At 50.7% G+C, this 12,366-nt stretch carries 8 protein-coding genes; 3 read left to right on the forward strand and 5 right to left on the reverse strand.

From position 1 onward, the window contains the following. Window positions 1–174: 174 nt before the first annotated feature. On the forward strand, window positions 175–1,956 hold the full coding sequence (locus ACO0LG_RS20755) for a glycoside hydrolase family 44 protein (protein WP_423029457.1): 1,782 nt from the start codon (window positions 175–177) through the stop codon (window positions 1,954–1,956). Window positions 1,957–2,052: 96 nt separating this feature from the next. On the opposite strand, the gene ACO0LG_RS20760 is transcribed toward ACO0LG_RS20755, so the two are convergent. Further along, the gene (locus ACO0LG_RS20760) at window positions 2,053–3,063 is read right to left on the reverse strand and encodes an NADP-dependent oxidoreductase (protein WP_423029458.1); all 1,011 of its coding nucleotides are present in this window, start codon (window positions 3,061–3,063) and stop codon (window positions 2,053–2,055) included. Between the two features lie 168 nt (window positions 3,064–3,231). On the opposite strand from ACO0LG_RS20760, the gene ACO0LG_RS20765 reads away from it, so the two are divergent. Further along, window positions 3,232–4,125, forward strand: coding sequence for a LysR family transcriptional regulator (locus ACO0LG_RS20765; protein WP_423029459.1), 894 nt, complete (start codon window positions 3,232–3,234; stop codon window positions 4,123–4,125). Here ACO0LG_RS20765 and ACO0LG_RS20770 read toward each other — a convergent pair. The 3 genes from ACO0LG_RS20770 to ACO0LG_RS20780 form a co-directional block, all read right to left on the reverse strand. Further along, window positions 4,108–6,129, reverse strand: a complete 2,022-nt coding sequence (locus ACO0LG_RS20770) for an alpha/beta fold hydrolase (RefSeq protein WP_423029460.1) — start codon at window positions 6,127–6,129, stop codon at window positions 4,108–4,110. The two genes, ACO0LG_RS20765 and ACO0LG_RS20770, sit on opposite strands and share 18 nt — an antisense overlap. Window positions 6,130–6,267: 138 nt before the next feature. After that, entirely contained in the window at window positions 6,268–7,458 is a 1,191-nt protein-coding gene (locus ACO0LG_RS20775; protein ID WP_423029461.1) for an acetylornithine transaminase, read from the reverse strand. A 274-nt stretch (window positions 7,459–7,732) separates the two neighbouring features. After that, window positions 7,733–8,758, reverse strand: coding sequence for a CDP-6-deoxy-delta-3,4-glucoseen reductase (locus ACO0LG_RS20780; RefSeq protein ID WP_423029462.1), 1,026 nt, complete (start codon window positions 8,756–8,758; stop codon window positions 7,733–7,735). A 12-nt stretch (window positions 8,759–8,770) separates the two neighbouring features. Between ACO0LG_RS20780 and ACO0LG_RS20785 the strand changes: the two genes are divergently transcribed. Further along, entirely contained in the window at window positions 8,771–9,679 is a 909-nt protein-coding gene (locus ACO0LG_RS20785; protein WP_423029463.1) for an NAD-dependent epimerase/dehydratase family protein, read from the forward strand. Here ACO0LG_RS20785 and ACO0LG_RS20790 read toward each other — a convergent pair. Further along, the gene (locus ACO0LG_RS20790; RefSeq protein WP_423029464.1) at window positions 9,613–12,345 is read right to left on the reverse strand and encodes a CHASE domain-containing protein; all 2,733 of its coding nucleotides are present in this window, start codon (window positions 12,343–12,345) and stop codon (window positions 9,613–9,615) included. The genes ACO0LG_RS20785 and ACO0LG_RS20790 overlap by 67 nt on opposite strands. Window positions 12,346–12,366: the final 21 nt, after the last annotated feature.

Raw genomic sequence — 12,366 nt, forward strand, 5'->3', positions numbered from 1 at the left:
TTGCAACATTCTGTAAGTAGTTTTTTGCTGTGACCAAGGAAGCGCACGGGTAATGTGTCTTATGGTTACATTTACCCGCCGGATATTTCTTGAATTGTTAAAAACTATGAAGTACCCTGAATATTAAATTTCCACTTGGAAATAATTTATTGACGAGCAGACCAAGGGTGCATCATGAGACAAGTCAGCTTGTGCAAAGTTCTTTTAATTCTGGGCATTTCGGCAGAAATTTCGACAACGTCGGCACAGAATGTCACATTCTCCATTGATACCCAGGCAGAGCGCAAGACCATCAGCCCCTTGATCTATGGTTATAACGCCTATGCCGATGGAACAGGCCGCGCTGGCTGGGCCAATCAAGGTGGGCAAGCCAGTTTGCAAAGCTTGAACCTGCGCTCGCGCCGCCTGGGCGGCAATAATATGACCAGTTATAACTGGGAAAACGGTGTCAGCAATTCCGGTAATGACTGGTGCCATTCATCCAATGCCGGTGTCAGCGCTACTGCCGGGGCGGGTAATCCCAATTCAAATAATGGCTTGGCCTACTACACGCCGGGTGCTGCATTGCAAAGTTTTCAGGACCAGTCGCTGGTGCTGGGCACTTATTCCTTGTTGCAGTTGCCTGCTGCTGGCAAGCTGCCTAAAGACATTATCAATCTCAATCCACCAAGTACTTGCTTGGGTTCCCAACTGTGGCAAAGCACTGCCGGGCCATCGAATGTGGATACCGCACGCTGGGTCAATATCGTCAATGACAAACCGGCTGCGGCTGGTGGTCTGAGTCTGGCACCAGGTTTGAATGATGGCGTGGTTTATATCGATGAAGAAATCAATTTTCTTATTCAGAAATATGGCAGTGGTGCATCCGCAAATGGCGTCAAAGGCTACGAACTCGATAATGAGCCAGACCTGTGGCACCACTGGACTACTAACAGCGGAGAAAGCGGTACCCATGCGAATCTGTATCCAACGCTGACTACGGTCACTGATGTCTTGCAAAGAAATATCAGTCTCGCAACGACAGTCAAACGCATGGACGCCAGTGCAGAAACCTTTGGGCCGGCAATCAGTGGCTACCTCGGTCTGTTCAGCTTGTGGGCGGTATGGGATGGTTCAGCCTCGCATCAGCCATCTGACTGGGCACAATACAATGTAGAACCTTATTACAGCAATAATACTGGCGATCGTTATCGTTACAACGGCATGGCCATGGCGAATGCCTATCTGGCAAAAATGAACCAGGCTTCGCAAAGCGCTGGTCGCCGTTTGCTGGATGTGTTTTCTTTCCACTATTATCCGCAAGCTTCTTACAATGCCACTGACCGTGTGCAGGCCGCGCGCAGTCTGTGGGATGCTACTTATGTAGAGCCTAGCTGGATTACCCAGAATGGCAATGGTTTCACTGATGGGCGCTCTCTGCAAATGCTGCCCAAGCTACAGCAGTCTATCAATGACTTTTACCCCGGCACGAAACTGGCCGTGACTGAATATGATTTTGGCGGCAAGAGCGATATCACTGGCGCGATTGCACAGGCAGATGCACTCGGGGCCTTTGGCAAACAAGGTGTGTATCTGGCGACTTATTTTGGCGATGCAGAACAGTACATTGCTTCTGGCTTTAAAATCTACAGAAATTACGATGGAAATAAGTCGGTATTCCCAGCGACTTCTGTGAAAGCGGTTTCCAGCAATAATAGCAATGCAGCAGTGTATGCAGCAGTTGATCTCAATGACCCTAATGTCATCCACGTCATTGCCATCAACCGTCAGAGCAGCAATGTGACGAGCAGCTTTCAACTCAGCCACCCTGTGAATTTGAAATATGCGCAGGTCTGGGGTGTCAGTGGCAGCAGCACCAATATCACTGCCAGGAGTGGGCTCAGCAATATCTCCAAGAACAAGTTCAGTTATACATTGCCAGCCTTGTCTGTGCTGCATTTTGTACTGAAGCCTTAAGTAATGAGGCTTAAGCAAAAAAAAGCCACCAGCATGCTGGTGGCTTTGCACTTGATGCCTATTATTGATGCTTACTATCAATGCTTACAATCTTCCTTAGACTCCAGCAACTTTCAAGATCAACTTGCCATTGTTTTCACCAGTGAACAGTTTTTGGAAAGTCTCAGGGAAATTTTCCAGGCCTTCGACGATGTCTTCACGGCTTTTCAATTTGCCAGACATAATCCAGCCACCCATGACCATCGCCGCTTCCATGGCGCGTGGGTAAAAGTCGGATACCATCACGCCTTTCATGGTGGCGCGTTTGACCATCAGGTTCAGGTAGTTTGATGGGCCTTTGATGGGCGTCGTATTGTATTGAGATATCGCGCCGCAAATCACCACGCGGGCACCAAAGGCCAGTTGCGCCAGGGCTGCGTCCAGGATATCGCCACCGACATTATCAAAATACACATCTATACCTTTAGGGCAATCCTGCTTCAAGGCGGCGCTGACATCTTCGCTCTTGTAATCGATTGCGGCATCAAAGCCCAGTTCTTCTGTCAGGTAACGGACCTTGTCTGCGCCACCGGCGATACCAACAACACGCGCCCCCTTGATCTTGGCAATCTGCCCGACGATGGTACCGACTGCACCAGCCGCGCCGGATATCACGACCGTATCACCTTCCTTGGGTTGACCGACTTCGAGCAAACCAAAGTAGGCAGTCATGCCTGGCATGCCCAGTGTACTCAGATACAGTGGTAGCGGAGCCAGTTTTGGGTCTATCTTGCTAATGCCATTGCCATCAGAATAGGCATATTCCTGCATACCCAGTATGCCGCTGACATGCTCACCGACAGCAAATTTAGGATTATTTGATTCAACGACCTGGCCAACAGCCAGTGCGCGCATGACTTCGCCTATCGCCACTGGTGGCATATAAGAATTTTTGCTCTCATTCATCCAGCCGCGCATGGCTGGGTCGAGCGAGATGTACAGGTTCTTGATCAGCACCTCGCCGGCCTGCAATTCACGCAATGGCTCGGTGACATGATTAAAATCGCTGGCTTTGACACTGCCTTGTGGGCGTGCTGCAAGTTTGAACTGAGAGTTGATGGCGTTCATGTTTTGGTCCTTGTCGGCTAGTGAGGAAATATTGGGAGTTTGTCGTGGCAGCGCGCTGCTGACCATGCAAAGCAGTATAGGATGCTTATTGTTGCTTGATAAGTCAGGTATATTGCATAATATTGTTGTCTAAATCAGGACAATGTCGGGGCAAAAAAGAGGGTACCTATGCTGAATCCACAACACCTGGCCGTATTTGCCACCATCATCCGCGCCGGCAGCATCAGCAAAGCGGCCTTGCAGCTGGGCTGCGGCAAGTCCTTGTTATCTCGGCAATTGGCGAAGCTTGAGCAGGATCTCGGTGCACGCCTGATACAGCGCTCCACCCGCAAGCTGACTCTGACCGAGATAGGTGAGCAAGTCTTGCACGAGGCACAGCGCATCGATACTGCTTTAGCCAACATAGAACAAATGGCGGGACAACACCAGCAAGAAGTGAAAGGGCGCTTGCGTGTCACTTGCCCCATACCTGCGGTTTCACGGCTGGTGCCAGTCATGACGGAATTCTGCAGGCGTTATCCACAAATTGATTTTGCCCTGCAAGTCGAGGACAGGCTGGTCGATCTGATTGCCGAGCAAATTGATGTTGCCATCCGTGTCTCTCATCTGGATGACTCCAGTCTGATCGCGCGCAAGCTCGTCGATAGTCAGCGCATACTTTGCGCATCACCTGCGTACCTGGCCAACGCCGGACATCCCGTTGTGGCAGAGGACCTGGCACAACATGCCTGCCTGTTGTATATCTATGCGGGCCGCGCCAATGATGAATGGACTTTGCTTCAGGATGGTGAGGTGAAAAAAGTCAGAGTGAGCAGCCACTTCCAATCCAATAATGGTCTTGCCCTGGTGGCTGCCGCCTGCTCAGGGGCAGGCATCATGCTGATCGATAAACTCATCGTCAGCAAGCACTTACAAAGTGGTGAGTTGGTGGCAGTGTTGGACAATTATCAATTGCCCAGCGGCTCACCGGTGTATGCAGTGTATCCAGCGCGTGACTGGCTGGCATTGAAAACGGCCACTTTCGTGGCCTTTTTGCAGGAAAGATTATTTGTCGGCGTCTGATACTGCCAGCGGCTGGCCTTTGCCTATATTCTGTTCAAGGAATTTTTCTACCCGTCCCCAAAAATCGATATTATTTTTGAGCAGGAAAAAGCCATGGCCTTCTTCCGCATATTCAACCCATTCGACATTGGCATTTTTTTCTTTGATTGCTTTATAGAATTTGGTGCCATGATCTATCGGTACCCGGTGATCGCGCTTGCCATAAGCCATCAATAAAGGGCGGGTCAGTTTGTCAATATTTTGCAGAGGGGAGGTGGCTTTCAATTGGGCGGCATCCTTGACCTGGTCACCTATCAGCACTGGCATGCCATACCATTTCCACTCGTCTGAAAAATCACTCCAGTGAATGTCGTACAGCAGGTTGATGTCGGTCACACCTACCCACTCTATGCCACAACGGAAAATATCAGGATCTTTGATCAGGCCCATCAGCGTGGCGTAACCACCGTAACTCGCTCCTGCTATGCAAATACGTTTTGGATCAACATAACCCTGCGCGACTGCCCATTTGGCAGCGTCAGCAACATCATCCTGCATGGTCAGTCCCCATTGCTTGATGCCAGCACGAAAATGCTTGGCGCCATAACCTGTGCTGCCACGATAATCCGGCTCTATGACGGCATAACCGCGAGATGCCAGAAACTGCGCTTGTGGATTCCAGTTCCAGTGATTGCCACGCAGATAAGGACCGCCATGCACCAGCACCACCGCAGGCAGGTTCTTGCCTTTACTGTTTTGCGGCAGGGTCAGGTTAACCGGTATTTGCAGGCCATCGCGCGCCGTGTAGTTCAGCATTTGTTTTTCAGCCATTTGCTCAGGTTTGATGTCAGGTTTGCTGACACCCAGGCGTACCAATTTTTTTGAGCTGAAGTCAAACAGTTGCCATGTGCCAGGCGCGATATCCGAATGAGAGTAGACCAGAGCGATATTGGTTTTCAGGTCTGAAGGGAAATGCAGGGAGTTATGGGTATCTGGCAAAAGTGCATCAATCTGCTTTTGTTTTTCCGCCATGGATTCGTCAAACCATACGGTCGCAGGTCTCCTCATTTCATAGCGCAAACCCAATACTTTCTTTTGGGGGCCGTTGTAAATCAATTGACCAGAAAAATCATAGCCTTTCAATGAAATGACAGGTTCTGCTTCGAGCTGATTCTTTTCCAGATCAAAGCGATACAAAGAACTCAGGTCGTTTCCATTATTGGCGCGTACATACAAATCACCTTCCGGGCTGAAAAACATAGGCGTAATCCTGTCATCTGATGTCCAGCTGGATGTCGCCAGTTTGCGCCAGGCGTTTGTCTTCGGGTCTTTATAGTTAATGACAGACTTGTCTTCTTCCGTTGTGACTGCAATGCGTGCAACACCGGCCTTGTCTATCAACCAGGAGTTGACCTTGCCAGGACGCGGTATCAATTCGGTATTGCCCGTGATGGTGTTCAGGCGATACAGGTCATAAATGTTGGAGCCTGCTTCCACAGCTTGCGTGACATAAATATCAGGTGAGCTGGAGCCATGGGCAATGTCAAGGTAATGGGTGTACCAGGGCAATTCATGACCTTCCACCTTGGTGCGTACACCGGTGAACTGGTGCGTGACTAGGCGTATGCGCTTGCTACGGTCTTTGTTAACGGCATACAGGCCATGACCGAAAAAGCGCTGAGCTTCCTTATATTGCAAGTCAGTCAGGTCATATACCAGCCGCTCATTATTGATCCAGTGAAAGGAGTTTAAGTCCTTGTCTTCATAGTTCGCGATAATCTCAGGGCGTAGTTGGCCCACTTCCAGTACTGCCAAAACCATGCGGTCATTCGCACCTTTCATGATCATGGCGATGTTTTTGCCATCGGGAGAAAGGCGCGCATCACGGAACTGGGGTTCTTTGAAAAAGCTGGCGATTGGAATAGGCTCGCTCGCTGCATACGAAACCGGCACATGAAACAAAGACATGCTACTGAAAATACCAAGGGCGATCTTGCAGGCGAGAGGCTTATAAAAATTGTTCATGCACGCTTTCATTGCTGGAATGGAATTGTGCATTATATACATATTAAAAAATGTTAAACATGATTTAGAAGCAATATTTTTGTCGTAAAAAAAGCCTGCACAGCGCTTGCTGTGCAGGCTTTTCAAAGAGTGCTGATATCAATTTTTGACTTGTTTGATCACCACACGCAACATGCTGATCAATTGATCAATTTCCTCCTTCGTCACATTCAGTGCCGGCATGAAGCGTAGCAAGTCTGGGCGTGGGGAATTGATCAGCAAACCAACCGGTTCCATGTCGCGTGCTGCTTCTACCAGTTTGCCGCCAATGTTTTCACCCAGCTTCAGGGCGCGCAGCAAACCAAAGCCACGCTCGCCTTGCATGCCAAACTCTGCAGACAGTTGTTCCAGTTGCTGGCTCAGGTATTCTGCTTTTTCCTGAACCGATGCCAGGAAGCCAGGTTTGGTCAATTCCTTAAACACAGCAATGCCAACGGCAGCCATCAGAGGCGCGCCATTGTAAGTGCCGCCCTGGTCACCAGGGACAAAGCAGGCTACTTCTTCACGGCACAGCAGGGCACCCAGCGGCACTCCACCGCCTATGCCCTTTGCCAGGGTCATGATGTCTGGTTCTATATTCGACAATTGATAGCCAAACAATTCACCAGTACGGCCCATGCCGGTCTGCACTTCATCAACGATGAGCAGCAGGCCATGTTTCTTCGTCAACTCACGCAGGGCTTGCATGAATTCAGGGCTGGCAGGGATCACGCCGCCTTCGCCTTGTACTGGTTCCAGCATGATGCCTACAGTTTTGTCAGTGATCAGTTTTTCTACTGACGCGATATCGTTCAAATCTGCTTTAGGGAAGCCACTGACTTGCGGGGCAAAAATCGTGTCCCAGCCTGGTTTGCCGGAGGCCGACATCATCGCCAGGGTACGGCCATGGAAACCGTGGTCAAAGGTAATGATTTCAAAGGCGCCATTCTTGTTTAACTGACCCCACTTGCGTGCCAGTTTGACTGCGCCTTCGTTGGCCTCTGCGCCGCTGTTGGTGAAAAACACGCGGTCAAAGCAAGAGTTCTTGGTCAGCAAATCGGCGAACTCCACCATCGGAGCATTATAGAAAGCCGGGGAGGGGTTCAGCAATTTTTTCGATTGCGTTACCAGCGCATCATGAATCACGTCAGGGCAATGACCCAGGCAATTGACTGCCCAGCCTTGCAGATAATCCAGATATCGCTTGCCCTTGTGATCAGTCAAGTACATGCCCTTGCCTTCAACGAACACGAGTTCGGGGCGTGGGGTGATGTACATCAGAGAATTTACGTTGTACTGACTGAATTCCATTTCAAGACTCCTAAGGTCGTTACAGTGGGTGGGGATAGACAAAAACTCAAGGTAAAAAAAAGCCACAGGGCGGAACCTGTGGCTGGATATTTGTGGTGCAGCTTTTTACGCGCACGCTCACTCCTACATCGGCCCAGGCTCGCTTGGCGAGTTGCGACGTCGTGCAATATTTGGTGAGGACATGTCAGTAAAAATTTTCATAGAACGGATAGTAGGACTTTTTGCGCGACGCGTCAAAATAAATTTCGGCACTCGCGCAAAAAATTTGTTGGTATCAATTTGCCAGGTCAGCCTCTGAAGTAAACGAATCGGCATAGAATTCTTCTGCAGGTAATTGGCAATGTTCCGTAAAGTCACGCTTGGCGGAATCTACGACTATAGGCGCACCGCACGCATAGACTTGATAGCCAGACAAGTCTGCATGATCTGCTATCACTGCCTGATGCACAAAACCGCTACGGCCAGTCCATGCATCTTCAGGCAAGGCGTCAGAAACGACAGGGATATAGGTAAAGCCAGGTATTTGCTTTTCCCATTCCTTGCACAGCGCATGCATATACAGGTCAGCAGGGCGGCGGCCACCCCAGTATAGGCTGACCGGGCGTTTGGATTCCAGGTGTATCAGGTGTTCTACCAAAGCCTTGATCGGGGCAAAGCCAGTGCCGGAAGCCAGCAGGATAATTGGCTTTTCACTATCTTCACGCAGGAAGAACGTACCTTGCGGGCCTTCAAAACGAAGGATGTCACGCTCTTTCAGGGTAGAAAACACCTGGTCGGTGAACAGGCCACCTGGCATATGGCGCACATGCAGGGTGATATGCTCATCCAGATGCGGCGCATTTGCCATGCTATAACTACGGCGCTTACCATCCCTGAGCAGGAATTCTATGTATTGACCGGCGCGGTATTGCAGCCGTTCATTGGCAGGCAATTGCAGGGCGATGAGCATGACATCGTGTGACAGTTTTTCCAGTTTGGCAATGCGGCTGGGCATTTTCTTGACCGGGTAATCACCATCGGCAACGATTTCGCGGGCTTCTATAGTCAGGTCCGATTGTGGCTTGGCACAGCAAAACAGGGACATGCCCTGGGTTTCTTCCAGCTCGGTCAGTGCACGTTGCTGGTGCGGGCCATGTTGCACAGTTCCGCTGGCGATCTTGCCCTTGCAAGAACCACATGCACCATTTTTACAGCCATATGGCAAGATGACGCCTGCGCGCAGCGCTGCCGACAATACGGTTTCATCTTCTTCACAGCTAAATTGACGGCCACTGGGGGTGACGCTTACTTGAAAAGTCATACTATCCTGAACATGAATAAACAGTTTAAACAAATTGGCAAGCCACGCTTGCTTATCATAGGTTGTGGCGACGTGGGCATGCGCCTCTTGCCATTATTGCGCCAGCATTTCCGTATTTTTGCGCTGACCAGCCAGGCTGAACGCTGTACAGAACTGCGTACTGCCGGCGCTATCCCCTTGCTGGGCAATCTTGATCAGCCAGACAGCCTGGCCCGCCTCAAGGGCCTGGCAGAGTATGTGGTTCATCTGGCACCACCGCAATCAGAAGGCAAGACCGACAGACGTACGCAAAATTTGACCGCCATTTTACCTGACAAGGGCCACCTTGTTTATATCAGCACTACTGGCGTGTATGGTGACTGTGCGGGAGCCTCGTTTGATGAGACCCGCAGCGTAAAGCCACAAAACGCCCGCGCACTGCGCCGCGTGTCGGCAGAAAACTGCCTGCGGGCCTGGGCCAGGCGCCGTCAATCCTGTCTGTCCATACTGCGAGTGCCTGGCATCTATGCGGCTGGGCGCCTGCCGCTGGAGCGTTTGCACAAGGGTACACCTGCACTCGTTGAAGCTGACGATGTATATACCAATCACATCCATGCAGATGATCTGGCGCAATTGATCAAACTGGCCTTGTTCAGGGCGCTGCCCAACCGTGTTTATCACGCTGTCGATGACAGCGACATGAAGATGGCAGCTTATTTTGACCTGGTCGCTGATGCGTTTGCATTGCCGCGCCCGCCACGCTTGCCGCGTGCCGAACTGGCGCAACAGGTCAGCCCTGTATTATTGTCTTTCATGTCAGAATCAAGGCGCATGCAAAACCAGCGTATCAAACTGGAATTGGGTGCGCGCATGCGCTATGCCTCGGTGGCAGAGGGCGTCTCGGCAGCGGTGGCTGCAGTTACGAGTGGCAAGGTGATATAGAAGCAGGAGCCGAGGTTTTCTGTACTGGTGAAGCCGATCTGCCCGCCCATTTTTTCTATCATGGTCTTGGTCAAGCTGAGACCCAGGCCGGTTCCTGCGTATTTACGGGCTGCCTTGGCATCTTCCTGGGTGAACTTCTGGAAGATGCTGCTCTTGAATTCTTCTGAAATACCGATGCCGTAGTCTTGTACTTCTATGCGCACCTGATTCTGGTTGTGGTTCAGCGTGACGCGCACATCAATTTGCCCATGTGGCTGCGAGAACTTGATGGCATTCGATAGCAGGTTGGACAAGACTTGTACAAAACGCTGTGAGTCCACTCTGACCTGGGTAGCAGGATCTACCGTTGAGTCATACTGTATGCCTATCTCAAAACTTTGCGCATAACCCAGGTTGGACTGCAAGCTGCTGTCTATCAGTTCGGCCAGGGACAGGGTCTCGAAATGGAATTGCATGCTGCCATATTCGAGCTTTTCAAAGTCCAGCAAATCATTGATGAGTGCAGTCAGGCGTTTGGCATTGTCATTTGCCATGACCAGCATGGACTGCGCTTTTTCCGGAATATCGCCGGCGACGCCGCCTGCCAGCAGGCCCAGTACGCCGCGGATAGATGTTAGTGGCGTGCGCAACTCGTGCGACACTGCAGAGACAAATTCATTTTTGAGTTTTTCTACCCGTTTTTTCTCCGACAGGTCATGCACGATGATGACATACAAGACTTGCATGCCCAGGCGCACACGGGTAATGGCCAGTTCTACCGGTACGTCATGACCATCCTTCTGCTTGGCCAGCAATTCTTTGCGCTCACTTTTTCCCGCTACCTCAAATTGCCTTTCACGATTGGTCGTATGTAAATGGGTAGTCAGAAATTGCAGCGATTCAGGGTCGGGAAAAAGGCTGAACATGTTTCTACCACGCAGGCTACCGTGCGTATATTTCAACAGCACCTCGGCAGAACGGTTGGCTGATTCTATGATGCCATGTTCATTCGTGGTCAATATGCCTTCTGCCGCATTATCGAGGATGGTACGCAGCCTTTCTTCACTGTCATGCAGCTCTGCGGTTCTTTGTGCAACCAGATTTTCTATGCCAAATGTATGCGCGGTTGCGACCAGCAGGTAGGCACCGAGCAAGCCAGTGAACAGCAAGCCACCTATCATGGTGATCCATGTGATCCAGGCGACATGGGTGCGCCAGTATTCTGATGAAGGCTGTGCCAGTAATGCGAATTGTCTGCCGCCAAAATTGATGGTGGACTGGAATAAATAAGTCGGGGTCAGCCCACTGATTTCATCAATGAATAGGCCTTTCTTGCCAGGGTAAGAAAGATCATAGAATTTGATACGCACGCTGCGCATGTCTTCATTGGAGAGAATTTCCCTGACCAGGTCTGCCATGCGTATCATGCTCACGGCTGTGCCTGAGAACGCTGCCTTTCTTTGTTCCATGGTTTCTTGCGGTTTGCCATTTTCATAGACTGGTGCAAACAACAGTACATGCAATTGTTCCCTGCCATCCGTCTCGTTTGAAATCAGTGGGTCGGTGACCGTCAGGTGGCCACTGTCACGCGCATCCTCTATCGCAATCCTGCGTGCAGTGGTAGAGCCCATGTCATAACCAAACATCTGGTGATTCTCAAAGAATGGTTCGATGTAGCGGATGGGATAGTATTCATCCCTGACGCTGACTTCCACGAGTTGATTAAACTCATTCATCTCCTGTAACTGGTAATTGGCAAAGCCTTCACGCAATACTGTCACTTCAAAACTCTGGCGTTGCTCAAGATCTACCTTGGGTACCCACGACAGGAAGGAAATCGCTTTCTGGCTTTGCAGGGTGTGGCTGACAAAAGTGGCAAAGTCACTGCGGCTGACTTGCAGGGAACTGGCATACAGGCGCTCAATATTGCGCATGATGTCAGCATGCGTATCAAGCTTGTTTTGCAGGTTCTGGCCTATGCGCTCGGCTTTCAGACGGAATTCGAGTTGCTGTTTTTGTTCTTCGCGGTAACGCGTAAAGGCAAATGCGGTAATGACCAGCATCAGGCAGATCAGCAGCGGTACCAGCACGCTCCAGCGCCTGGCATACCAGATTTCGCGTGGCTTGCCATAGATTACCATGATGATGGGGGTAATCGTCAGCACACCAAAAGTATCGCCTACCCACCAGCCTATCCAGTTATTGAAAAAATCCTGCCAGGGTATGATACCCAGGGCGACTAGCGCAGTGACGCTGATGCTGGCATTGATCAGGCAGGCAACCACGCCACCATAGATGAAAAACTGAAAAATTGCCTTGTCTGAATCCAGCGCCAGGTTGTCGTGTAATTTTTTCAGAATCAACTTGCAACCTACCAGGGTTTGCAGGCTGGCACCGGCAGCGACTATGGTAGAGGCAATAAGAGCATTGGTATTGATGCTGCCAAAGATATTCAGGTTAATAAGCAAGTTGGCAACGAATGCGCCAACTGCCACCCCCGGCATGAGGCGGTAACCGCCGGTAAGCACCATGCCCAATGCAACACCGGCAGAAGGATAGATTGCGATGGAGTAGCCTGGCGGGATGGCAAGCAACAGGGAAAGGCGTCCAAGTGCCGCATACGATATGGCAAGCACCAGCATTTGCCATAGTAGTTGTCGCGTATCACTTTCCGGTGTCGAACGCATCCCTGCCTTCCCAGAAGACTA

This window comes from Undibacterium sp. Ji42W (assembly GCF_049340405.1).
GTDB lineage: Bacteria > Pseudomonadota > Gammaproteobacteria > Burkholderiales > Burkholderiaceae_D > Undibacterium.